This window comes from Desulfosporosinus shakirovi (genome assembly GCF_020595055.1).
Taxonomy (GTDB): Bacteria; Bacillota; Desulfitobacteriia; order Desulfitobacteriales; family Desulfitobacteriaceae; genus Desulfosporosinus; species Desulfosporosinus shakirovi.
Window position 1 is genome coordinate 21872 of sequence record NZ_JAJDOO010000005.1, and the last position, 24992, is coordinate 46863.

The following is a 24992-nucleotide window of genomic DNA, read 5'->3' on the forward strand; positions in this document are numbered from 1 at the left end:
ATAATCGTCACCTTTGAACGATTTGACCAAACTATCCTTTCATCCAATCGTGAGACTCCCAATTCTGCAAGTTGGAGTGGTCTCCCACCCGAAGTCTCGATGTTCAACTTTAGTTGAATGAGTTCACTTAACATCAGTTGAATGTAAACACAAAACTACATTCCATTTTCAAGAGGAACAAACGCCTTAGAGTGCTACTTGGCAACTGCACCTATTCCCAATTATAGCATAAAAAGTTGCACTATAGAGAGGACTGCGACACGACCATTGTTATGATATTCATAATTTTTTAATTTAAATATTTGAGGCACGTAAATGTTTATACAACTACAACCCTTTGATTATTTATCTATTCCTAGATCTGTTTCAACATAGCGTGCGATGAAGGTGCCCATAACCAACGCCCATACCGGGGCACTAATATTAAAGATCGTAATATTAGATACGGCAATGACAAAAGTAAATGCAGCACTCAATTTCATCGTTGGTTTGGATAAACCTACGGATAAGCTGTTTCCAAATACACCAATTAGGGCGAAACCCACAAGTATAGAAACAAACGCTGAAGGCAAGGCCTGAATCCAAGGGACCAGCTTCCAGGCAAATAGTCCGAACAAAAGGATGATAATCCCTGAGACGACCGCTCCCATATAACGTTTCTTCTGCGGACCTGCCTCTTCATCCGAACAAATCGCTGTCATCATTCCGGCTACATTAGCCGATTGTCCTCCAAAGAAACTGGTAATAATCGAAAAAATACCACTTAAAGCTATAATACGATTTATGGGAGGGCGATAATCATTCTGTTCTAAGGCCCCAATCCCAACCGCCGCATCATTACTCAAAATAAGCAGAGCAAGGGGGATCGAAACGGAAAGGAAGCTTAAGGGTTCAAAAATCGGATATTGAGGCGTGGGAAAAATAAATGATGATGCCAAAGCACTACTATTCAACGGCTGTGTTATAAGCAACAAGGTAAATCCTGTAAAAATAGCTGCAACCATTGGCGGAATCCGCTTATTCCATTTGCTAAAGATAAGGAATGCTACAAGAGATACTCCGCCAACCAGTGGGAGTTGGTGGATAGAAGTTGCGAAAGTTACCATGTACTTTGTAATCATTCCCGCCAGCATCACAGAAATGATTTGTTTGGGGACATATTCGAGCAGTTTCGAAAAAACACCCAAATAGCCAATCATTAGCATCAACAGCCCTGCAAAAATATAGGAACCGATAAGCTGATGATATGTAAATTGGGTTGTTACGGTTGCTAGAAAGGCAACCCCAGTAATAGAGTGGGCACCAACAATCGGCATACGATAATACAGGGGGATCAGAATACTATAAAGCCCACCGAAGACATAGACAGAAAACATCCAAAGAATAGTCTGGTTCATTGTAAAGTTACCCTTAGATGCGGCTTCTAGAATAATGACTGGTGGACCAGTTATGGCTAAGAGACCGGATGCAATTCCTGCAACAAAATTTTTATAATTCAAATCTCCTAAAGTTCTCATGTATTAATCTCCTATTGTTTTTTCGACAATCATAAGGATTTTTTTAATTTCTCCACTAGGGGAATATCCGCAGGAGCAAACTCATATAAGTCTAATTCATACGAATGAGCCCAAGCGATTTGGCTGTGCACTTTCAGCGTGAAGTTTCCAGAAATCCACTTACACCAAAAAGCCATTAGTTTGATGCCTCCAGTTTGATACGTATAAATACTCTCACCAAAGAAATTCAAAACGTCTATCTCAACGTCTAATTCTTCGTTAATCTCACGTTTCAAGCATTCTTGCAGACTCTCACCAGGTTCAATTTTACCACCCGGGAACTCCCATTTGCCTGCTAATTTATCATTATCTGCCCGTTGAGCAATCAGGACCTGATCGTTCTCCACGATAATTGCTGCTGTTACTTCTCTCATGATCGTTGTCTCAACCTTTCTAATGTCTGACGATTGTCATCTAATCCTCAAGGAACTTGACCAGTAACAGATTAATTATACTATCTGACCAGACCTCCATTTGTATTTTCATCATGAAATACAAAAATCCTGCATCAATCGCACTAATCTTTACATTTATTGCATGTATTATTGTTTTCCTAAGGGAACTCGTCCGGCTAGGGCTGAACATCGAGTCTTCCGTGGCGGACTCTACCCCCTCCGAAGCAGAGCACGAGGACCCACTCCCACTTGAATAAGAGGGAGTCTTAGGATCGGATTCAATTCTCCCATCGAGTAAAACTTTATTCCAGTAAATAATAGTTGTCATGGCAACTTTTTAATAGTATATTTATTTTGTCAGTAAAACCATTATAGTTGTGCCAATTGTTAAGTTATTTCCGGAATAATAACCATGAGGAGGGGGCCCGATGCCTAGAGCTAATTCCCTGGCAAATGATCGTATATGGGATAAAACTTTCTTTCTAATTCTATCTGTGTCATTTCTAATGTTTCTGTCAATGTATATGCTGTTGCCAACCCTCCCTTTATATGCTCAAACCCTTGGGGGTAACGAAACAATAGCAGGAACAATCGTTGGAATCTTTACGCTTTCCGCAGTCTTAGTACGCCCATGGTTTGGAAATTTGCTTGACCGAAAGGGTCGAAGAATGATTCTTATCATTGGGGTTAGTATTTTCCTAATTTCCGTACTTGCCTACAACCTTGCCTTTACTATTATTAGTTTACTTGCACTAAGAGTAGTTCACGGCATTGGATGGGGTGCCTCCACTACCGCCACTGGAACAATGGCATCAGATGTTATACCGGCTTCCAGGCGAGCTGAAGGAATGGGTTATTACGGAATTGCTGCCACAATCGCCATGTCCCTCGGGCCGGCTTTAGGACTATACTTAATCAAGTACAGCAATTACTCCGTTTTATTCACAAGCTCAGCGATTTTGGCCGGCCTAGGATTAGTAGGTTCCTTTTTTATTAATTATGAATTACCCCGAATAAAAACTCAGTCAGAAAATAAATCACCCGTTGTAAAAGGTGTAATCTTAGAGAAAACCGCCTTGCCTCCAGCCTTAGTTTTGTTCTTTATCACCCTTACCTACGGTGGAATAATAACCTTTTTGCCTTTATATGCAGACTCCCGCGGAGTAAAGAACATCGGCATCTTCTTTACTGTCTACGCCTTGGTCTTATTATTCAGCCGCCCACTCATCGGAAAACTGGCAGATCGGTATGGTGTTCGTAAATTTCTGGTTCCTGGAATATTATTGATAGGTATCGCTTTACTTTTGTTAGTTAAGGCATCTTCCTTGCCGATGTTTCTACTGGTAGCTGTTTTTTACGGCCTTGGCTTTGGAACGGTACAGCCAATTTTAAACGCCTTGGTTATATCCTTATCCCCCCCCCAACGTAGAGGTGCCGCAAATGCAACATTTGCTGTAGCAATGGACTTGGGTATTGGGTTAGGTGCTGTCTCTCTCGGCTTCTTAGCACAAAAAACGAGCTACGTATACATGTATGGCAGCTCTGCGATTTTTGTACTGTTTGCACTAGTTATGTACTACGCCTTACTTCGAAAAAAATTGCCCTTATAACCAAGAAATAAGAACCTTCCCCTATATATGATCCCCTTAAGGATACAAGATTATAAAAAACTTCTTAAGGGGAGTATTTTCACGAGGATAAACTAAATTGCAAGATCCTGTCTCTCAAATACCTTTTTTGCGTAATACCAAAGGACTGCTGAACAAACATTTAGCCCAATAATCGGCCCTGTTGGGTTTGTAGTTCCTTCTAATATAGATTGGGGCTGAAACCACCGGAAAAGAGAGAGGTTTCTTAGCCAAGAGTATTTATCACTGAGTCCGCCTGCGATATCCAGACTGTAAAATAACAGGGTTAAACCCGCTGCATAAGTTACAGCACGTTCTTCTTCAACTAGCCATGCCGAGAAGAAGAGACTATAGAGTTCAATCAGCGTGAACAAAGCAAGCCCTAAGATTCCTAAGAGAATATAATTTCCATGGTTGATTGGAATTCCAAAACGAGAGGTACCGAAAAAGAGTCCCCCGATGGTGACAGCAACTAAAACAGCGCCTGAGCTAACCAACACTCCAGCCTGAGTTGATAAAATCTCGCCACGTGATACTGGTGTAGATAGAAAAAGTGCCAAAGAGCAATCGTCGATCATTTTGGCTAACAGGGCATTTGCAGTTTGAATTCCATGAAAAGCCATGAGCATAACCCAGATCCTTGAAAAAAACTGGCCCGAGATAAAGGCTTCAAATGTATCCGTGCGTGCATTTTCAGGAACTCCGAACACCGTCTTTACAGCGGATGGAATAGACTCTGCCACCTGTGCTACCGCCGGATTCCTAGCAACTACAGGGTAAACCCAGGTTAGAAGTCCCTCGTAGAGAAAAATCCCTGTGGAAATCGCAGCTATTTTCTTGCGGTGTTGTTTAAACATTGCCCGAAACAATGCTCTATTCATAGTCACCCCACCTTAAGTTGTAACTTTAGTTTCTCGTTATAAAAAACGCGAGAACTACCGATAAAAATCCATAAAGGCCTCTTCTAATTCCAAAGAACGTTGCCTAAAGCTTATTACATGAACCTGAGTCAGAGCCAGCCATAGTTTATCCATTTCACCCGTAATACGGATCATACAGGATTTCTCCTGAATATTGGCTAAATTTAGTTGCCTTTGTTTAAGAAACTCTAATTCTTCTTCATTCTCGACTTCAATTTCAAAGGTTTGATGCTCTGCATCTCTAAGCTGAGAGATACTCTGAATGGTTAAAAGTTCTCCCTCACGAATTATTCCAACGTGTTCACATGTGCGATCAATCTCCACAAATTGGTGGGAAGACATAAACAAAGTCTTTCCTCTTTTCTTTTCCCCCAGGATTAAATCAATAAATACTTTTTGCATTAAAGGGTCTAATCCGGAAGTCGGTTCGTCAAAAACAAGAACTTTCTTATCTAACATTAAGGCCGCAATTATCCCTAACTTCTGCTTCATCCCCTTAGACATCTTCCGAATGAGAATTTTTAGATCCAATTCCAGGGCACTTGCTAAATAATCTCGATTCCTCTTTATTTGCCGTTTATTGCCATGCATTCTGGCAATTAGATCTAAGAAGTCAAGGGCTGTTAAGCTCTCCATAAAATGAAGTTCACCCGGCAGGTAGCTGACGATCTTCTTAACTTCTGCTTTTTCTTTCCAGCAATCAATTTCATTTATGGTTACTCTTCCTGAATCCGGCTTTAAAAATCCCATTAGAAGACGAATGGTCGTTGTCTTCCCTGCCCCATTCGGTCCAAGAAACCCAAACGCTTTTCCAGCATCGACTTGAAAATTAAGATTCCTTACTCCTCGTCCTTCAGAATACAATTTGTTCAGTTCTTTAACCTCAATCATTTCTTCACTCTTCCTTAGTAAAACCTCTTCTTTAAGAACTTCAATTTCAAGATACTGAGTTGTTTTCACTCCAACGGCTTTCTGGCAAAGAAATAATGAGAGACTTTAAAAGGTAACGGAATCACTTCAATCTGACTAAAACCAGTTTGTTCTAAGAGATCTAGCATCTCTTCTTCCAAAGGTAATCCCTCAAAACCCTCATGACAGGCCAGAAAAAAACTCATTAAATTTTGCGGAATATGGGTTTTGAATATTTGAAAAGCTGGAGCTCCTCCGCGCAGAGCTGTTAAAATTCCGATTTGTCCGCCTGGTCTTAATAGTTTCATTAGCGAATTTAAAAGCTCCCTGCGTTTTTCACCGTTGAAATAGTAGATATTGTTGTTAAGCAGACAACAATCATACGTTCCCGGAGTATCTTTGAATTCCAAAACATCCATCGACTCGATTCGAATTCGCCCTTGATAAGATTCCGTTGCAACTCCAGCCCGATTAGCTACGGAGGAATTAATCTCAAGACCTACTCCTCTTAATCTCGGAAATTCTTCGGCCAATCTTTGTAGCAACACTGCTTCCCCGCAGCCTGCATCTAAAACCTTATGCCAACAATCCTTTTCACATTTCCCCTTAAGCACCGGCCAGACAAACAGTTCTGAAGATTTAGAGGCTCTAGAGATAAGCTCATTTTCCATTTCACTATCCATCTGTCCCCTAGGAATTTTGCTCTTAATTAAATCAGGCAATTGCGCGAAACAAGGCCCCCAATGAAGGGCAAACTCTTTATACATCGCTTCTAGGCCATAGTCACGGTAATCATGAATGGCTCTGCCTGTTTTACTCAGTTGGTATCTTCCATTAGTTAAAACTATGAGTTCTTGACTCTTAGCCTGTTCCAGCCAATGATCCAGTAAAAGAGCGTCCCAATTTTCGTTATCTGCCAGTATATTTTCTTTAGTCTCTTCTTTCAGAAGGCGTTCCCAAAGATTAAGTTCATACCCAGTATGAACAAGCCATAGAAAACCTAAATTTTCCATAAGCGAAACTGTTTTTCCGAGAAGCGCCAACATTCCTATTTGCATGAGTCCACCTCATCTAAAATATTTGATAGAAAATTCGGCTAGCGCCAGTCCTTCAGGCGCCAGCGCTAGTAAAGTTCTAATATACTTCTAAAAATCGTATTCTGACTGACAAAGTCACTTTATCATTTGTGCCTTAAAGCTTATTCTTGTTTGATCAGTGGTGCGCTTAAGTTGCCTGCTTTGCAACCTATCTATACTTCACTTTATGTTTATTACTTAACAGTAGTGTCTGTCTCTCTAGCCTCTCCGAAAAAAACAACCATATATTTCCAATCAACAACTTCTTCCAAATAAATTTTTGACTAATCGATTTAACTTGTTCAAGCAAGCTTATAGAAGGGTCTAACTCCAAACATACTGAAACTCCCCGTTTCTTTAGGCTACTTATATAGTAATGGAACTATTAGCCTAACGTGACAACAATTACGCTCCCTAAGTCTTTAACTCAACTTTAATAATCTAAATGAAAAACTGGAGAACAATTGTTGTTATCAATTTATTCTCCAGCTCATATTATGTTTTGTAATTACTTCTAATTCTTGTGAGACTATTGGGACTTTTAACGTGTTATCTTTATTAAACCCCAGTTAGCTAAGGATACCATAATTGACACAAGAAAGGCGACTCCAAACCCATGCACTGCAAATCCTGGGAATAGCGCACTGGTAAGCATGATCATCCAAGTATTAATCACAAGTGTGAAAACTCCTAAGGTTAATAGATTAAGCGGAATAGTCAATATAATCAGCAATGGACGAATAATTAAATTGACAAGACCCAGGACCATTCCCGCTCCGATAAAATGGAGTAGGGTTGACGCTTCTATAGGCAAAAACCGGGCTGCAACAAAAAACACAAGTGCATTGACCAGAAGACGATAGATTTGTCGTTTCAATCTCTTCCCTCCGTTCACCTTAAGCTAATTTTAACCTGAATATCTCCTGACTTAACATCGACGACATCCAGCCCTTTATATTTCCGTAAATCTTTGCTGACGGCATGGGCCACAGAGATAATTCCACTCGGAGAAAATGTTTTAACCCAATTCAAATGTTTTCGATCCTTCTCATCTCGAGGAAGTGGCATATGTTTTATAACTTTTTCCCCAACCAAAGCTAAATCGGTAAGCGCCATGAAGAACTCGTCTACAACCCAAACAGGTAACGGCAATGTAAATCTCCTATGCTTTTGAGTTTTAACTTGGACTATTAACAGCATGGCTGTTTTAGTCCACATACACTTCCACCTTGATTCTTCCCTCTACAGGATCAGCAACTTCCACGTCTACGATTTTACCATCAAGGCTTTCTTCAATTATACGTGCAAGTCCCTCCACATCTATGTCATGTAAATCAAGGCCCTTCATCTCCAACTCCGCGCGCTTGTCTGCTGGAATAAAACTCATTGCATAAACCACAAGTTTGGAAGCAGAATGTATCAGACTTAAAGGGACATTCACATTCACCTTCAACGTTTTCTCACCAACTACTCGAACCCGCAAGAAGCGTTCTCCTCCCAACAATATGTCTTTTTTAATAAACATATTCTCAGATATCTGCGAGGCCTCCTTATGGGAATTCCCCTCCTCAACCGCCTTAAGTAAATCCATACCTTCTGCGGCCGTCAGCTTCCCTTCTTGAATCATCTCGAGAATTTTCACCTTTTCACTATTCATTAACAACTCTCCTTTCAACACAATTGGGCTTTCAAAACTTACTATAGCCTTAAAGTGTTACTTATTACTTTCCCTCATCTGTCGTGTAGCTTCTTGGGCTGATATTTCTCCCCGCTCAAGAGCTTCTAGTATCTCCTGTCGGCGCAAACTCTCCTCAGAGGAGTTCCCTTTTCCATTCTCAGCGTCTTTTTCCTTATCTACTCCGTATCCAAGCGCCTCAATAACACTGTCCAAGCGACTGCGTACCGTCGGATAAGAAATACTCAACTCTTTTTCCACCTCTTTGATATTCCCTCGGCACTTAATAAATGCCTCCATAAAAATTAACTGTTCTCCAGGCAACCGACAAAACTTACACGAACTAAACTCCCCTTCGATTTTAGTAGAACAGTATGTACAAGTAAGCTTACTAATCTTCATTTCATGATTGCACACTGGACACTGATGGGGCATCTGATAAGACAAAGATATCACCTCTGCGTCATATTATTATTCCACTTCTCTCAATATAATAAATCAATATATTAATTATGTCAATTATTTATTTAATATATTTAATGTGTTGATTAATATTATTAATATTTAGGAGAGTTGTCCTCTATGCAGTATAATTGAGCATATCGTTCGAGTAATCATAATACAGCTGGGCTCCGGAGAGACTAGTGCATTATGATGAATCATCAAATATTATGGAGGGATTATAATGCCCCAAATTAAGATCCGTGGAATCGAGATAGACATGATACGGAAACTAAGCACCCGGCTGATCAATGAACTGACAATAGTGACACAATCTCCAAAGAACGACTTTACCCTTGAAATGATTCACTCAACCTTTGTCCTAGAGGGGGAAGTTGCAACAAGTTATCCTTTTGTCGAGATCGCTTGGTTTGACCGAGGGCAAGAGATTCAAGATCAAGTGGCTCAAAGCATCAGCAAATTAATCAATGAAGCTGGTTGCCCCAGCGTCGATATTATGTTCACGATCTTGGAGAAACCCCGCTATTATGAAAATGGAGAGCATTACTGATTTTTTTAGGTTATAACTTATAATTAATAATTAATATATCCCCAAAGCCAAAGACCTCCGCAATAGCTTCACCATAAAACGACATAAAAAACATGAGTAGTTTGATAAAATATTAAAGTGTCTGATTATTGCTAAAATTTTGCCCATTCAAGATGATTATTTCTAATGCTTGGCGTCAGGTAGATTGGGAACTCTTGCAGTGACAAGGTGAAAATGTAGTTAGCGCATGATGGTCTGGTATAAAAAGAGGCGCGGCCTGGCAAAAAATCGCCGGCCGCGTTGATGAGGAGCGGTTTAATTGATTTATGCTTTTGATGGTCATACTCCCCAAATCGGGACGGGAACATATGTAAGCGAAACTGCAATAGTGATCGGAAATGTCAAAATCGGAGAGAACTGTTATATTGGGCATGGTGCAATTCTGCGCGGGGATTATGGCAGGATCGAAATTGGCTCAGAGACTGCTGTCGAAGAAGGTGTCATAATCCACATTCGCCCCGAAGGGCTAAGCAAAATTGGAAACAGAGTTACGTTTGGCCATGGAGCAATCATTCATTCTGACGATATAGCTGATTGGGCCGTGATTGGGATGGGGGCAATTGTCAGTCTCGGAGCGAAAGTTGGTGCAAAATCTATTGTAGCAGAGGGTGCAGTCATAAAACAGAATCAGGTTATCCCTGAAAACGTCGTAGTTGCCGGCAATCCAGCCAAAGTGGTTAGGGAACTAGAAGATAAAGACCTTAAAATGTGGACATGGGGAAAACAGGTTTACGTCGATCTAGCTGCAAAATACTTAAAAATCGGAATGCAAAGAATACCGGATTAGCGGCTCTGAGGGCTCTAAAATAACGAGCAAAATTCCACTCGTCCTGATAGCATGGTTTGCAGTGATTTCGACAATATCTTTCGAACGCAATTTAATGCTTGGAAAAATTTCATAACATGTTGTTAATCTTTTGGGATACTTCATCATCACATATTACAAATAATTTCGCATCCGTTGGAATGGGTTCACTTAGCTTAGTGTTTATTGTCATATCACCCTTGTTTGATATTAAGGTGGCTCCTTGCTTAATAAGTGCCAAAAAAGCATCCTCATATGTTTTCCACTCGGGTCTTAGAGTTGTTTGATATACGTCAGCACCTCTTTGGCGACTTAATAATTGCGTGAAAATATCCAAGCTTCCTTCATTAAGTGCTGACCTTACAGCCAATCTTGATACAGCATCGTGGGAGAGAACGAAATCATTAACTTTAACATGTTTGAAGTTTTGAATATGTTTTTCCATCATAATTTCAACTGTGGTATGAACATTCGGAGCTAAACTCTCGATAGTTGAAGCTAAAAGCAATGATTTTCCATCAACAAGAGAAGGCTCATCAATTCTTGCATCGGCAAAAATGATTGCTGAACGAGCATTCTTAATCTCTGCTTGTTCAAGTATATCGAGGGAACTTGGGTCACCGCTAATAAAATAAACTTTGGGTTTATCGTAAGGATGTTTGTTAATCTCATCAATAATTACAACCTCAATATTCGAGTCCGTAGACAAAATTTCTTCTATCGCATATTGTGCCTTTTTACTCCAATTAATTACGATAATGTGGTTTTTACCTTGAAACTTCAATTGGCCTGCCTCCCTTCTCCTATGAAAATCTGCAACAGCATCAATAATCTTACCAATTACTAAACTTAACAAACCAATGCCAAATACATAAATGAAGATAGTAAGCACTTTTCCTGGAAATGTATTTGGAGAATAATCTCCGTAACCAACAGTCGACATCGTTGTTAAAACAAAATACAGTGAATTGAACCAAGTCTCAAATGTCTCAGGCTCAATCAAATAAGCAAATGTTGATACCGTCAGTACAAAAGCAAGAAATCCAAACGCAAGTGCTGTATTCTTCATTTTTAATAATTTTATTGATAAGCGAAGTAAAACAAAGTGCAAAGAGCTTTCCTCCTTCCAAATAAATTGTGATTTCAATTCTGTTGATAAGATTTTTTATTTTTTATTACAATCTAAGAAAGACTGAAAGATTGGATAAGCCTCAATCTTATTAAATCTGCATTTTTTTGTAAGTTTAGATCTTTCTCAACTCAAGAAACTAGGACTATAACTTCTACACAAGTTAATATTTCTCCTTTAATTCAGCGCTAACTGCCAGTGACTAATATAATAACCACCCACTTACTGAAATAGGTACGGAAAAGAGGGGAACAGTGTGATATTTAAAATACCACGACTGTCCCCTCTTTTCTGTACACGCCCCTGTAGGACCCTCTCAAAACCATTAAATTTAGCCTAAGCTAAGCACGCCATAATCTTAAGGTGAGACAGCGCAGACTTCCGCCACCAGCTAACAGAGCTTGGGGGTGAAATTCAATAATTTGGACTCCGCGCTCATGCAAGCTCTTTTTAGTCTGATTACTTAATGCTATATCATAGTGAATAATGACTTTTGGTTCTAAGGTAACGAAACTACAACCCCAATTTTGTTGCTCAACATCAGTTATTCCTATAAGTTCAATATTCTTCTTACCTAAATATTTCTGGATATCAATTTCTACACGTTTGTGTTTGGTAATCAAGTACGTCTGCAGAATAGCCGGAGGGAAAAATATTGCCAAATCCTCACTAACTCGATTTAAAATCATATCCGCATGCATGAATCGACGTTCCTGGGGTGCCTTAATATAAATAACTTCTTCAAAAATTTCCAGGGCTTTCGCCAAAAACCCTTCTATGGTACTAGCTTTAAGTCGTTCAGTATCCACAATGATCAATATTAGGGGAGACAAAGCCAAGCAACCTTCGAACTCTTCATTATCTTCAAACTCATGAAAAATTGGGATATTAAGGGCAATTAAAACTTCCTTCACTACCCTTTCCTCACCGGCTCTGGTACCTAGACACATTTTCGATAAAATAGCCCCTTTGCTCGTCACCACTGCAACATCATTAAGGTATGCTAAATTCGGGAGTTTAGGTAATAAGTCTTTTGTGTGTCGGACAAAGTTTTTAACTTCTAACACCTCTACATCATGCGCTTTTAACAACTGAGTATATTGTTCGTGCTCCTTTAAATACTGATCTACCTGCGGGACATTATTGAACAAATGATACTTATAATTCGATAGGGTAATAGAAGATAGGGACTCGGCCGGGTTATGCAACAAAACTTTCTTTAAGCGTGCCAGTTTTTCGCTTCCAAACTCTGATTTTATTTTTGTCATACTTTAACACCTATCCTAAGCTTTCTGTTAAAAGGCTTCAGAATCACCTTTTTAACTCTATTATTAATCTTTAGGTCTGGCATATTGTGCTTGATAGTTTCTCTGAATTGTCTATATAATAGTAATAACAGTCTATAACTTCACTCAGAACTAACCTCCTTAACAGAGCTTTCTATATATCATAAAGGTTATACAAAAGAACGTTTATCATACATACAATTTTAACCAACAAAGTCGCAACCTTTAAATTCTAGGGAATCAATTGTAATAATCGTCTATGATTTCAGAGAGGTGTAGAATTTGAATAACCTTGTAATCCAAAGATTATCACAGGCCCTTGAACAGCGTGAGGATGTCGCTCTCGTTATGATTACTAAAACAAAAGTCATTTTAATCCCCCTTCCTTCAGTTCTCTATCGAGTCAGAGGCTTATTATCTCTTTTTTCTCTCAAACTGACGGTTAAGATGTTTTGATGCAAGTTTAGCTCAAGAATGCAGACTAAAGCACTCTTTCGCTTTCACCATAGCCACTATGACTTCGTTTACAGGAACTTCGACCCCTGCTTCATGAGCAAGTTTTACGACTGCGCCATTCAGCGCCTCAATTTCAGTTCGGCGACCATTCTGAATATCTTGAAGCATCGAGGAATGGTGAGCATAGGTTGAAGGTATTAAGTTGCCATATAAATCTGTTAGATAAGTTTGAGCATCAGGCCAAAACATCACAATCTTTCTTGCTTGAAGTAAATCAAAGATCTCTTTGACGATCTTATTCATGAGCTCTTGAGTAACATGTTCTTCGGCTAACCTTCCATAACTCACCTCAAAAATTGCTCCTAAGGAATTTAGAGCTGCATTATAGATGATCTTTCCCCAGATATAGTTCATGATTTCTAAAGATGCTTTTGTTGGAATGAGTGCTTTGCTAAATACTTCGGCGAACTCCTCTAGCAACACAGGGTTAACGAGATTTTTGGGAGAACCAATCATCACATCATCGGCAATAACTGTCACCTTAGACTCTCCAAGTGCTAAGGTCTCTGCCCCAAAAATGACTCGGCCTAAAACAAGCTTGTCCTCCGCAATAGATTTGGCGGCTGTCTCAAAATTTCCATATCCATTCTGAAAGAGAAATACGTAGGTGTTATCTCCCACTAGCGGAACAATTTCTTGAACAATCTCTTCCGTAACAAATGATTTTACGGTGACAATTATAATTTCAAACTTCTGGCGCTTAAGTTCCGAGACTTTAGATACTGCGTTAAAGAGCTTCGCCTTATGCTCTCCCCAGATTCCAGAAATTTTTACTCCATCTGCCTTGATCTTTTCGATACTTGCTGGTCTGCTTAGCCCCGTCACCTCGTGGCCTGCTAAACTCAAAAGGCAAGAATACACGGTTCCCAAGGCCCCTAAGCCAATAACTAAAACTTTCACTTCTTTTCTCCAATCTTACATTGTTTAAGAGGATAATTAAGTGTCGCGGAGCCCATAGTATGACAGAGACTCCAAACATGTCTCTTCTTAATTATAGCTTCATTTATTAGAAATCAACAGCCACTATTCACTTAGTATATTCGGCACAGTATACAATTTTAATTAATTTTTTGAATAAGAGTCCTCACTTCCTATTTAAGAGAATTTTATTTATAATATAAAGAAAATAGTTCACACCTAATATTTCTTTCAAATAATAGAAGCATCAAAAAAGGAGAATTTATGCCACAAAATGCAGTATTGGAACTTACTAACTTAAGAAAAACAATTAAAGGCAAGGAAATTGTTAAAGGGGTAAACCTAACTCTTTATCCCTCCCAAATTTATGGTTTTCTAGGTCCTAATGGTGCAGGAAAAACGACAACGATTCGCATGATTGTCGGATTGATAAAACCGACGGAAGGATCAGTAAGAATCTGCGGCTATTCCGTAGCCCATGATTTTGTGAAAGCCCTGTCGAATGTCGGATGCATCATCGAGAGTCCTGACATGTACAAATACTTAACTGGCATGGAAAACTTGCTGCAATTTGCGGCCATGAATAAAACGATTAGTCAACAACGGATTAAAGATGTCGTCGAAATGGTAGGCCTCCAGCATCGAGTCAATGATAAAGTAAGTACCTATTCCTTGGGTATGCGACAACGTCTAGGGATCGCCCAGGCCATTATAGCCAAGCCTAAGCTTCTGATTCTCGATGAACCTACTAATGGACTCGACCCCGCAGGAATCACTGAGTTTAGAAATTTGATCCGCAAACTGGCCTATGAGGAAGGTATGACGGTCTTTGTATCAAGTCATTTACTGTTAGAAATCCAACAGATGTGCGATATCGTCTCTATTATTAAGCAGGGAAGTGTCATCAAAACAGCCACCGTTCAGGAAATCATTCAACATGACGATAAGGTCGAATGGCAGATAAATGATCCTGAGAAAGCAATCGCGCTTCTCATGGACCATTGGCAGATCAAAGCGACTCAGTTAAAAACGAATACTATCAGCGCTGAAATTGGTCAGCATCCCCTTGATAAACTTAATGAATTTTTCATTAGGGAAGGTCTGGGACTCACCTATTGCACAGCAAAACAAAATACCCTTGAAGATCTATTTTTAGGCCTTACGGAGGGGGATCAAATTGTTTAATCTAATTGAAAATGAAGTCCTCAAAATGATTTCTAAGAAACGACTCATGTTTGTCTTGGCAATTCTTGTCGTTCTGATCTCGATCTTTGCCTATGGGCAAAACCATACTGCAGAAAGAACAAAGGCCCAACTCGCTCAAAGGATGGGAATTACCGCAACAGATGACTGGCGCAGGCTGGCTGACCAGCAGTTAATCGATATGAAGAACAGGCTTGACAGCCCCTACAGGGATGAGAAAGATAAATCTTCACTCCGAGTAAGAATTGAACAACTTCAGTATAACCTTGACAATAACATTAACCCGCTGGAACAGTCTGCTGCAAAATTTACCACCAAATTCATGGAACAATCGATTTTCTTGTTCTTACCTCTTCTGATAATTATGTTGGCAGCAGATATGGTGTCTGGGGAATCCTCCAGCGGAACGATCAAACTGCTCCTAGTCAGGAACGTTCCCAGGTGGAGAATTCTACTCAGCAAATATTTAACCCTGATGATTCTGGAAATTATAGTTCTATTTTTTGCCTTTGTGTTATCCGTGATTATTTCTGGCCTCTTCTTTGGTCTCGGAGGTTGGCTAGCCCCGGTGGCCACAGGGTTTAAACTTGTGGCTGGAAAATTGGATACCTCTGCTGTCCTCAATGTCCCACAGTGGCGCTATACTCTTATGGTTTATTCCTTAGCTTATTTTGTAGCCGTGGTGGTAGGCAGCATCTCATTTATGATCTCAATCTTAGTTAAGAGTACGGCGGCCTCGATTGGCATTATAATGTCAACCCTCGTAGCGGGTAATTTTATCAGCTACTTTCTCTCAGATTGGAAGATTACACGCTACATGTTCATGGTGAATTTACGGCTCACAGATTATTTATCGGGATCGTTTCAGCCCATCGAAGGAATGACGATGCTTTTTTCAATCACTGTCCTGCTGGGATGGGCTGTCGCTTCGATCCTCGTCAGCTTTGTCTACTTTATTAAACAAGATATTTTGGTCTAAGGAGAAATTAAGGTGTTTAAAAAAAGCATGTGGTACTCTATTCTTGTGATCGCCTGCGCAGGCTTCATAGTTTTAGCCAGCGGTTTCTATCAGGCAATCATCGTCACAACTATGGTCGGCCCTCAGCCATCTAGAGAAACCCCAATGACTCAAACGACTGGAGATTCCACACTCTCGTCCAAGAATCCCAACTCCGTTCAATTACTGATCCTGGGCGACTCTGTTGCTAAAGGAACAGGAGATGAAAAGAGCAAGGGGTTTTCTGGTTATCTGCCGGATTATTTCAAAAACAACACCTCTAAAGAAATCGTCTTAGATAACGCTGGAATTGACGGACTAGAAAGCATGGGTCTTCTTGAGCAACTCCAAAGCAAGCGTCTTGATAAACTGATCTCAGATTCGGATATTATCTTAGTCTCTATCGGGGGAAATGATATCCGAAGCATCCTATCCTTGAACACTCTTGCTAAGGAAGATGAATTCAGAGTGAGACTAGACAGCTACCAGAGCAGTTTAAGGTTAATATTCAAAGAACTAAGAAACGCTAACCCAAATTCCATGATTATTTTTCTTGGTCTTTACAATCCTTATGAAAAAGCAACCGGTCTTGAAGATGCCAGACTTTTGACCACCTGGAACTATAATACCCAACAACTCGTTGAAGAAGATGGAAAGGCAATCTTCATTCCAACCCATGACCTACTGAAATTCAATGTGGGGAAATATATCGCCCAGGATGGCCTTCATCCAAATTCCGCAGGATATCAAGCGCTCTCCTATAGAATTAGTAAATCGGTAGAAACGATACTCACCGGATTATAGTTTCAAACAAAAGAGATGTGACAGACTTGGAAAACAAGTTCGTCACATCCCTGACTTATGGTCTAGCTACTGAAGTCTGTTTCACACAAAATATAAGTGAAAATATTCACACCTCCTTGACCGCCTCCACCCTTTTCTAGAACGACTCTTTGTATTTTCGGTAATTTCACATACCCATGAATTCCGGATAGGATTTTTATGTGTATAAATCCTTCGAGTACAGTACAGAGTATCATAAAGCGAATATTTATACGCAAACAACCTTGCTTGAAACAAAGATCCGGAAGGAATGATAGCCATTCAGAACGATATCGCCCCTACTTGGGAGATGGAAAACACTTACAAGCAACTAAGTCCTTTTGAACTCAAAGACAAATTAATTGACCTTGCCAATAAGCACGGAGATACAAGCATCTGGTCAATGTTAAATGCAGGGAGAGGCAACCCCAACTGGATTGCGGCAACCCCGCGAGAAGCGTTCTTTACACTGGGTCAATTTGCTATGGTAGAAACCCGCAACGTCTGGAAAGATATCGACTTGGCTGGCATGCCTAATACCAAAGGAATTGCAATACGTCTTAAGGCTTACCTAGAAAAACATCACCACGCTTCCGGAGTCGATTTGCTCAAGAAAAGCATTGATTATGGAACAATAAAGCTGGGATTTGACGCTGATGCCTGGGTTCATGAACTAGTGGATGGGATCATCGGCGATAACTATCCGGTTCCAGATCGTATGCTGGCACACCTTGAACAAATTATTCACGCTTATCTCATTCAGGAAATGTGTAATAACGAATCCCCACCTGGAGAATACGACCTCTTCGCGGTTGAAGGCGGAACCGCTGCCATGTGTTATATTTTTGACTCTCTGATTGCCAATAAGTTACTGTCAATTGGGGATAAGATTGCACTCATGGTACCTACCTTTACCCCATATCTAGAGATTCCACATTTAGCACGCTACAATTTCGAAATTATTCGAATTAACGCTCTGGAAATGGACGAGAGAGGGGTTCACACTTGGCAATATACAACAGCTGAGCTCGATAAGCTTGCTAATCCAAGTATAAAAGCCTTATATGTTGTTAACCCAAGCAACCCACCCTCAGTGGCCATCAGAAACGAGTCGAAAAAGCGCATTATAGAAACGGTAAAAATTTCCAATCCAAACTTAATGATTATCACAGATGATGTTTACGGAACATTTGTCGATAATTTCCGTTCCCTGATGGCAGAATTACCGTTTAATACCCTTGGGGTTTACTCGTTCTCGAAGTATTTTGGGGCTACAGGTTGGCGTCTTGGAGTCATCGCTATTCATAAAGACAATATCTTTGATCAATTGATAAAGGATCTCCCGCACAATAAAGCAACTGCGTTAGCGGAGCGTTATGGAACAATCACCTTACATCCTGAAAAACTTCGTTTTATTGATCGCATGGTTGCTGACAGTCGCCAAGTCGCCCTAAACCATACAGCAGGTTTATCTACGCCCCAGCAAGTTCAAATGGGACTATTTGCTCTTTTTGCGTTGCTTGACTATGAAAATCGTTACAAAGAGTTGACCCAGGAAATTTGTCGCCATCGCCAAAAATTATTATTCGAGGGCTTTGGACTTGAATTGAGCACTGATAGATTCAACGCTGCCTATTACAGTCAAATTGATTTATTGGTGTGGGCGAAAATTAAGTACGGTAAGGAATTCTGTGACTATTTAGAAGAAAACTATGAGCCCACTGACTTCCTTTTCCGTTTGGCTAAGGAATCTTCAATTGTGTTGCTTAACGGCATCGGGTTTGGCGGTCCAAAGTGGTCCATTCGTATATCTCTTGCCAATTTGAATGATGAGGCTTATAGGATAATCGGTGAAACTGTCCAAAAAACATTTGAAGACTATGCAATTTCTTGGAGAGCTTCCAAGGACTCAAAGAACCAAAAAAATTAAGTCTGAAGCACTATCGCTACAACATCTTGCTCCGAAAAGTTTTAACCTTTTAAACGTTTCACAAACGAGATCCTAATTCCAACATTTATTACATGGCAAAGGCTAGATCGATCATTTCACATCTAGCTTTGCTATGACAGTATCCGCCATCAGAGGAACAGGTCCTAACACGGATAAAGTATTTATTTTCCAAACCATTAACGAGAGCCACTTAGTAAACCAATTTCCAAGATCAATAAACAGCTACTTTGCCAAAGCAAAGTAGCTGTTTATTGTCTATTCCTCCGAATAAATGCGTTTATCCCCTTTAAGGTTTTGCATTTTTTGGATATCCTGAGTCACTTCAATTGTTCCGCGATAAGTCCCGTCAGGATCATGGAGAGCAAAGTATTGAATTAAGACGAACTTACCGTCCATGTGTATCCAGAATTCAGCGGAATTCCGTTTCCCGCTTTTAAAATCACCCACGATTTTATTGACAATGTGAACACTGTCAGGAGGGTGACAATCACTGACTTTTCGTCCGATAATAGCCTTGCTTCGTTGGAAAATACGTTCTTTGCCGTAAGAAAAATAACGCACGTTATGTTTCTCATCTACAAATGTAATATCAATCGGGAGATGGTTAAAAATCAGGCTAATCTGCTCAAGTGTCAAAGCACCGGTTGGAAATGGAAGGAGACTTTGGGAACCGTCATTTCTTAGTCCATAATTTGCCGGAAATGCTTTAGGATCGACAGGAGGTTCGGGGGGAACGGAAGAAATCCAGCCGAAGTCGGGTTGAATTAAGGCAAAGCCAATTTCTCCGCTCTGCTCTGAAACTGCAGCCCATTCCCCCTCAGTCAAGGTCTCCATGCTCATAGGAAACATTATGTTTTCTTCTTTGTAGATAAGATCTTCGATTGCCTGAAGAACAGGGATCGCAGTTTTTTGAATGAGTTCGGTCAGATCTAATAGTTTAACTTTTGGGAGCGAGAGCGCCTGAGAGACTTGCTTAAGTTGAGCCCGTATCTCATCTTGAATAGCCCACATAACCTTTGGAGGACCGCTTACGCCATGCTTTTCTAAATATGGAAAGAGGATGTTTTCCTTACGACTATAGTGCTTCTCTATTTCCAACAACTGTTGATGTAGAGATTGCCATTCCTTGAGCTCGTCCTCAAAGTTTGCATGTGGGTTCATAATTTGGAGTTGTTCCAGAAGAGGGCGAATTGCTTGGACTACACGCTCGATGGCTTGATTTTCTTTGCGAAACGTGTGGATCGGGTGTCCTCCTTGTTCTTGAGACTTAGGTTGGTTATCCAAACTATCTTTAAACACTGAAACATGGACATCACATAGACTTTTGATTTCTGTTTCCGGTAATCCTTCTTGAATTAACTCTTGTTCAAGGGCTGCAATTTCCGTAGCTCCGACATCAGATAAAAGCTCTCGGAATCGCTCCTTAAGCTCATGGGGATTAACATTTTGGTGAATGTCGCGGATAATTTGTTTAAGAGTCTCTCTGCGTTGTCTTCGATTGTCGATCAGTTCGCTCATAACAGATCTCCTTCAATTAAATAATAAAGTTTCCTTTATCATTAAAGGATGTACAATAGACAATTTATCATACATATTTCTAGCTTATCTTCCTCTGCGCTACTTTAATTCTCCTGTATTGGGAAACATAGAGCCAGCTTTCGGGTTCTAGTGAACTCGTTCAACTAAAGTTGAACATCGAGACTTCGGTGGGTGACTTTATCTCCTTCGCCGCCAAGTATTTCTATTGGGAAGGCGGCTCGGCGATACTCTCCACTGGAGAGTATCGTCACCGAAGCAAAGTACGGGAGCACTACTCCCACTTACAAGAAGTGGGAGTCTTAACGTTGGATAAATTCAGATTGACGACAGAGCCTGTTACACGTTATCCTAGACTTATTAGCAATAACTGTACTGGAAAGGAGTTCAAGATCAATGTTTGCTTCCGTAAGTTCAGATTGTATTGGCTGCGGTGCCTGTGAAGCTGTTTGTCCTCAAGTATTTAGAATGAATAGCTACGAGATTGCCGAAGCCTATACAAATCCTGTTCCTTACGATGCTGAAGCATCGACTAGAGCTGCCTTAAAAAGTTGCCCAACAGCAGCCATAATTTTAGAATAATCTATGATTCTCCACCTCTTCACCCTGCGTTCAGCCAGGGTTTTTCTTTTGCTTGAATTTCAGTAATATGGAGTATTCGAAAAAGAGGTTTTTAAAGCAAGATGTTGAAATAATATACATATTTCACAATATTATTACTCCCTAGAAAGTACAGTGATGGACTTGGGCCTATTGGGATGATACTTACACCTATCTTAACGGCACCTATCGCGAATATGTTGATGTTAACTTACAGGATAATACTTTGACTTCCGTACTAGAAATCAAAAGCTGTTCTAGAAAGCAGTTCGATCCTGACATGGTAGAACAGGTCTTGACCATATTGAGTGAGGATTCATCTGTTGATCAGAAACTATTCAATTCCTTACCAAGGCAAGAATGTTAAACGTCGATCCAAAATACAAATAATATAAAAACGTCTAAAAGCTAACTCCTTCGAGTTAGCTTTTAGACGTTTTTTTCATGTATCCCAGAGTTAAGAACAAACTCATTAGTTGGAAAATCCTATTCAATAATATAATCAATAAAAAGAGTTCGCTCATGCACAAGATTGTACTCAGTAACCTTTACTTGGTTAAGATTTACCTTCCCATCAAAAACCCGTACGATTGGACGAGTAGGCAACCCTTTGTTTTGACCGACAATAACTCCGGTTTCTCCATTATTAAGCTTAACTGTATACCCTGTAGGGTAGGCAGCAATATGTTGTAAAAAGATGTAAATCAACTCATGGCGGAAACGCACCCCAGCATTAGCCATCAGGATTTCGCAAGCTACATGGGGTAAAACACGAGGAACACCGGGTGAACCATGAATAAGACAATCGTAGAAGTCGGCTACAGCAACAATTTCTGCCAGAGGGTGAATAGAAGCACCCTTTAATTTTCGCGGATAGCCTTTGCCATTTGTCCATTCATGATGTTGATAAGCCATATGTGCAATGATAATACTAGTTTGTGATTTTTTGCGGACAATATCATAGCCCTCAGTGGTATGATTTTGATACACCTCTTTTTCTTCATTCGTGAGGGGACCTCTTTTATTAAGAATCTCAGAAGGCAAATTGACAATCCCCACGTCATGGAGCAACGCGCCTTGAGCAAGATCATTAAGCTTGTCTACCGGCAAGCTCAGTCCTTTGCCTAAAACGCAAGATAATACACAGACATTTACGGAATGAGCGTATACTCGATTATCAATGTTACGCATGTCCATGAGGCTAATCATTATTTCCTTTTGAAAGAGAATATCTTGTACGATATTGCTCACTGCTTCTTTTATGTTTATTTCTGTATTCTTTCCGTTTTGGATAGTTTTACATGATTTTTCTATGGCATTCATTGCATCAAAACGGTGTTTATCCGAAATAACATCTTCAATAATAATGTCACTTGTCAAATCATCCTCGATATAGATACTATGAATATCCAATTGCCTCAGTCGATTTATAAATTGAGGTTGGAGCACCACGCCTTTGCCAAGTAATATTTTTCCGTTTACAGAGTATATCTCCTTAGCCAGAACATCCCCTTCTTTAAGGCGCTGGACACTTACTTCTCGCACTTTGTTTCCTCTCTTCTTCGACTATATGTTTATATATAATTATCGACACGTTATATTAATTCCTATAATATTTCGACATAAATCCGTCATACCCTTTAACCTTTGATAGAATTATACCTACTTTGATATTAATTGCTTCTTTATCGCTTAACAAAAAATCCCCTTATCAACTACCTGCGGGGTTTTGCTAATTCCATAGTACACAATTCCCCACATATGCCCTCCATTTTTTAGGTAAATCTTTGTAAGGAATACTATAGGTGTAATATATTTTCTACCTTCTTAGGATGAAATCCTTCTAAAAACGGTCTAATTTATAAATTAGTGACAGAGATGTTCAGGAATGATAACCCCTTTAGTAATAACTGAACATCTCTGCTGAGCGTTGTCAAATCTTAAATAGAAATACTTTATTCAGTGACTCGAATAGCTCCCATCGGACAATATTTCACACATTTCTTGCAACTAATGCATTTTTCCGGATCAATAGTCGGGGCCTTAAATCCATTTTGACTTATCGCACCAACCGGACAAACTCGTATCGAAGGACAATGATGGTTTTGAGGACATCTATTTTGGCTAACTGTGATATTCATAAATACACCTTCTTCTAACATTATACTTTCAATATACCCCCGAGGGGTATATTGAAAGTATAATGTTTAAGGCCTAAATTGTCAATAGCACCCCTGGGATATCTCACAGCAATGAAATCTCTAAATGCAATTGCAAACCAGAAAAAGAAAAACCGCACAAAAATGTACGGCGTTTTGATGCAAATTGACATATCTATTTTTCTAAGATTGCTCCTTTATTAGCCTGTCCTACATTTCGGCTGTATAATCCTAAATACCCTTTAGTTACAGGGGGTTTAGGGGACGGAAGTCTGTTCAGTCGCTCAGCAATCCCAATCTCACTTAACTGGATATTAAGCATTTTGTTGGCAACATCAATCTCAATCAAGTCGCCATCTTTGACAATTGCAATCGGCCCGCCGACGAAGGCCTCAGGACAGACGTGACCAATACAGAATCCACGCGTCGCACCTGAGAACCGTCCATCCGTAATCATTGCCACACTGTCACCCAGACCCATACCCGTCAGCAAAGCCGCTGGAATGGACATTTCTCGCATTCCAGGACCACCCGCAGGTCCTTCATAGCGAATCACCAAGACATCCCCAGGTTTTATTTCTTTATTCATTATATGATCTATTAAATTTTCTTCAGATTCAAACACCTTCGCAACACCAATCTGATGCTTCGGTGCATCTTTGATGCCACTCACTTTAATGACTGCACCGTCAGGGGCCAGATTTCCTTTAAGAATGACAATCCCGCCCTGAGGCTGAAAGGGGTTATCTAAAGTTCGGATCGTCTCCCAATTCCTGACTTCTCGAGTATAGGAAGCAATCGATTGGCCAGTCACTGTGAGAACTTCTTGATGGAGCAATGGTGATATTATGCCAAGAATAGCTCCAACACCACCCGCTTGATAAAAATCCCAAAGTGTAAATTTACTTGATGGTTTGTATTTAGCAACTACCGGTGTCGTTGCCGATATGGCGTCTATTTGGTCGAGCGTTAAATCGAAACCCGCTTCATGGGCAATGGCTGGCAGATGAAGAATCAGATTGGTCGAGCCACCAATCGCCATTAGGAAGTGTATTCCGTTGTCGAGGGTTTCTTTAGTGAGTATCTGCTTAGGCAACAAATTTTCTTTGACCATTTCTACGATTCGTTCGCCCGTTTCTTTGGCCTGCCTCCTTTTTTCCGCATAGACAGAGGGAGTTGTGGCAGTTCCCGGCAGACTCATACCCAAGGCTTCAATTAAACAACCCATGGTGTTCCCAGTACCCATCATTCCACAAACACCAACTGTAGTACAGGTATCGGTTTCAATCGACTCAAAAAGTGCTTCATCAATAATTCCTTTTTTGAAAGCTCCCATTGCCTCTTTGATATCTGACATGACCCTTTGTTCACCTTTCTCATCATGATGAGAAAGCATGGGACCGGGAGGCAAAAAAATGGTGGGTATATTCAAACGAGCAGATGCCATAAGCATTCCAACCGGTGATTTGTCACAGGAAGGCAAGAACACTAATCCGTCAAATCCACTTGACCCGACCATGACTTCGATTTCCGCTGCCACAACTTCTCTGCTCGCTAACGAATAGTGCATCCCCATTCCTTGTGCGATGGCATCGCACACAGCAACGGTATGAAATTCAACAGGAGTTCCACCGGCCGCCCAGATACCGTTTTTAACAAATTGAGCCAATTCCTTGTTAGGGTAACTTCCCGGATGAAACTCTGAGAATGAACTCACTACACCGATAATCGGTTTGCTTAAATCCTTCTTGGTATACCCGACAGATTTAAACATGGCCCGCGGATAGGCCCCTTTGATTCCGTCGAACAACTCTTTCGAAGTTCTCATTTTACTGAAGTCTTTCATACTTGATCCCCACA

25 protein-coding genes are annotated in these 24992 nt (G+C 40.3%); 9 read left to right on the plus strand and 16 right to left on the minus strand.

What is annotated here, in order from left to right; genetic code table 11:
• Positions 1–341: 341 nt before the first annotated feature.
• Positions 342–1517: a benzoate/H(+) symporter BenE family transporter gene (locus LJE72_RS06015; RefSeq protein ID WP_229246720.1), complete on the minus strand. Its 1176-nt coding sequence runs from the start codon at positions 1515–1517 to the stop codon at positions 342–344.
• 29 nt (positions 1518–1546) lie between these two features.
• Complete coding sequence (locus LJE72_RS06020; RefSeq protein ID WP_229246721.1) at positions 1547–1930, minus strand: (deoxy)nucleoside triphosphate pyrophosphohydrolase; 384 nt, start codon at positions 1928–1930, stop codon at positions 1547–1549.
• Between the two features lie 449 nt (positions 1931–2379).
• On the opposite strand from LJE72_RS06020, the gene LJE72_RS06025 reads away from it, so the two are divergent.
• The gene (locus LJE72_RS06025; protein WP_229246722.1) at positions 2380–3561 is read left to right on the plus strand and encodes an MFS transporter; all 1182 of its coding nucleotides are present in this window, start codon (positions 2380–2382) and stop codon (positions 3559–3561) included.
• Between the two features lie 92 nt (positions 3562–3653).
• Here the strand turns inward: LJE72_RS06025 and LJE72_RS06030 are convergent, their stop codons facing one another.
• The 7 genes from LJE72_RS06030 to LJE72_RS06060 all read right to left on the minus strand — a co-directional run bounded on the left by LJE72_RS06030 (position 3654) and on the right by LJE72_RS06060 (position 8606).
• Complete coding sequence (locus LJE72_RS06030; RefSeq protein ID WP_229246723.1) at positions 3654–4460, minus strand: ABC transporter permease subunit; 807 nt, start codon at positions 4458–4460, stop codon at positions 3654–3656.
• A 54-nt stretch (positions 4461–4514) separates the two neighbouring features.
• Positions 4515–5390, minus strand: coding sequence for an ABC transporter ATP-binding protein (locus LJE72_RS06035; protein WP_229246858.1), 876 nt, complete (start codon positions 5388–5390; stop codon positions 4515–4517).
• 65 nt (positions 5391–5455) lie between these two features.
• Positions 5456–6466: a class I SAM-dependent methyltransferase gene (locus tag LJE72_RS06040; protein WP_229246724.1), complete on the minus strand. Its 1011-nt coding sequence runs from the start codon at positions 6464–6466 to the stop codon at positions 5456–5458.
• 559 nt (positions 6467–7025) lie between these two features.
• The gene (locus LJE72_RS06045; RefSeq protein WP_229246725.1) at positions 7026–7361 is read right to left on the minus strand and encodes a phage holin family protein; all 336 of its coding nucleotides are present in this window, start codon (positions 7359–7361) and stop codon (positions 7026–7028) included.
• Between the two features lie 14 nt (positions 7362–7375).
• A complete protein-coding gene (locus tag LJE72_RS06050) occupies positions 7376–7702 on the minus strand; it encodes a hypothetical protein (RefSeq protein WP_229246726.1) in 327 nt (108 codons plus the stop codon).
• The gene (locus tag LJE72_RS06055) at positions 7692–8141 is read right to left on the minus strand and encodes an SHOCT-like domain-containing protein (protein WP_229246727.1); all 450 of its coding nucleotides are present in this window, start codon (positions 8139–8141) and stop codon (positions 7692–7694) included. Before LJE72_RS06055 ends, LJE72_RS06050 begins: the two co-directional genes overlap by 11 nt.
• Positions 8142–8198: 57 nt before the next feature.
• Positions 8199–8606, minus strand: a complete 408-nt coding sequence (locus LJE72_RS06060; RefSeq protein WP_229246728.1) for a DUF2089 domain-containing protein — start codon at positions 8604–8606, stop codon at positions 8199–8201.
• A gap of 238 nt (positions 8607–8844) precedes the next feature.
• On the opposite strand from LJE72_RS06060, the gene LJE72_RS06065 reads away from it, so the two are divergent.
• Positions 8845–9171 (plus strand): DUF1904 family protein, encoded by a 327-nt coding sequence (locus LJE72_RS06065; RefSeq protein WP_229246729.1) that lies wholly within the window; start codon positions 8845–8847, stop codon positions 9169–9171.
• A gap of 298 nt (positions 9172–9469) precedes the next feature.
• The gene (locus LJE72_RS06070; protein ID WP_229246730.1) at positions 9470–9997 is read left to right on the plus strand and encodes a gamma carbonic anhydrase family protein; all 528 of its coding nucleotides are present in this window, start codon (positions 9470–9472) and stop codon (positions 9995–9997) included.
• 109 nt (positions 9998–10106) lie between these two features.
• On the opposite strand, the gene LJE72_RS06075 is transcribed toward LJE72_RS06070, so the two are convergent.
• Together LJE72_RS06075 and LJE72_RS06080 are read right to left on the minus strand one after the other, a co-directional pair.
• Entirely contained in the window at positions 10107–11126 is a 1020-nt protein-coding gene (locus tag LJE72_RS06075; RefSeq protein WP_229246731.1) for a potassium channel protein, read from the minus strand.
• A 359-nt stretch (positions 11127–11485) separates the two neighbouring features.
• Positions 11486–12412, minus strand: a complete 927-nt coding sequence (locus LJE72_RS06080) for an arginine deiminase family protein (protein ID WP_229246732.1) — start codon at positions 12410–12412, stop codon at positions 11486–11488.
• A gap of 300 nt (positions 12413–12712) precedes the next feature.
• On the opposite strand from LJE72_RS06080, the gene LJE72_RS06085 reads away from it, so the two are divergent.
• Positions 12713–12886, plus strand: coding sequence for a hypothetical protein (locus tag LJE72_RS06085; protein WP_229246733.1), 174 nt, complete (start codon positions 12713–12715; stop codon positions 12884–12886).
• Between the two features lie 12 nt (positions 12887–12898).
• Here the strand turns inward: LJE72_RS06085 and LJE72_RS06090 are convergent, their stop codons facing one another.
• The gene (locus LJE72_RS06090) at positions 12899–13846 is read right to left on the minus strand and encodes a ketopantoate reductase family protein (RefSeq protein WP_229246734.1); all 948 of its coding nucleotides are present in this window, start codon (positions 13844–13846) and stop codon (positions 12899–12901) included.
• A 282-nt stretch (positions 13847–14128) separates the two neighbouring features.
• Here LJE72_RS06090 and LJE72_RS06095 point away from each other — a divergent pair, with 282 nt between their 5' ends.
• The 4 genes from LJE72_RS06095 (at position 14129) to aspD (ending at position 18816) form a co-directional block, all read left to right on the plus strand.
• Positions 14129–15049 carry an ABC transporter ATP-binding protein gene (locus tag LJE72_RS06095; RefSeq protein WP_229246735.1) on the plus strand — a complete coding sequence of 307 codons (921 nt, stop codon included), beginning with the start codon at positions 14129–14131 and terminating at the stop codon, positions 15047–15049.
• The gene (locus tag LJE72_RS06100; protein WP_229246736.1) at positions 15042–16046 is read left to right on the plus strand and encodes an ABC transporter permease; all 1005 of its coding nucleotides are present in this window, start codon (positions 15042–15044) and stop codon (positions 16044–16046) included. Before LJE72_RS06095 ends, LJE72_RS06100 begins: the two co-directional genes overlap by 8 nt.
• A 12-nt stretch (positions 16047–16058) precedes the next feature.
• Positions 16059–16868 carry a GDSL-type esterase/lipase family protein gene (locus tag LJE72_RS06105; RefSeq protein ID WP_229246737.1) on the plus strand — a complete coding sequence of 270 codons (810 nt, stop codon included), beginning with the start codon at positions 16059–16061 and terminating at the stop codon, positions 16866–16868.
• A gap of 289 nt (positions 16869–17157) precedes the next feature.
• Positions 17158–18816, plus strand: a complete 1659-nt coding sequence (gene aspD, locus LJE72_RS06110; protein WP_229246738.1) for an aspartate 4-decarboxylase — start codon at positions 17158–17160, stop codon at positions 18814–18816.
• A 276-nt stretch (positions 18817–19092) separates the two neighbouring features.
• On the opposite strand, the gene LJE72_RS06115 is transcribed toward aspD, so the two are convergent.
• A complete protein-coding gene (locus LJE72_RS06115; RefSeq protein ID WP_229246739.1) occupies positions 19093–20355 on the minus strand; it encodes a DUF438 domain-containing protein in 1263 nt (420 codons plus the stop codon).
• A gap of 414 nt (positions 20356–20769) precedes the next feature.
• On the opposite strand from LJE72_RS06115, the gene LJE72_RS06120 reads away from it, so the two are divergent.
• Positions 20770–20955 (plus strand): ferredoxin, encoded by a 186-nt coding sequence (locus LJE72_RS06120; RefSeq protein WP_229246740.1) that lies wholly within the window; start codon positions 20770–20772, stop codon positions 20953–20955.
• A gap of 504 nt (positions 20956–21459) precedes the next feature.
• On the opposite strand, the gene LJE72_RS06125 is transcribed toward LJE72_RS06120, so the two are convergent.
• From LJE72_RS06125 to ilvD, 3 genes are all read right to left on the minus strand, one after another.
• Positions 21460–22518, minus strand: a complete 1059-nt coding sequence (locus LJE72_RS06125) for an HD-GYP domain-containing protein (protein WP_229246741.1) — start codon at positions 22516–22518, stop codon at positions 21460–21462.
• A 410-nt stretch (positions 22519–22928) separates the two neighbouring features.
• Positions 22929–23114 carry a 4Fe-4S binding protein gene (locus LJE72_RS06130; RefSeq protein WP_229246742.1) on the minus strand — a complete coding sequence of 62 codons (186 nt, stop codon included), beginning with the start codon at positions 23112–23114 and terminating at the stop codon, positions 22929–22931.
• A gap of 193 nt (positions 23115–23307) precedes the next feature.
• On the minus strand, positions 23308–24978 hold the full coding sequence (ilvD, locus tag LJE72_RS06135; protein WP_229246743.1) for a dihydroxy-acid dehydratase: 1671 nt from the start codon (positions 24976–24978) through the stop codon (positions 23308–23310).
• Between the last annotated feature and the right edge of the window lie 14 nt (positions 24979–24992).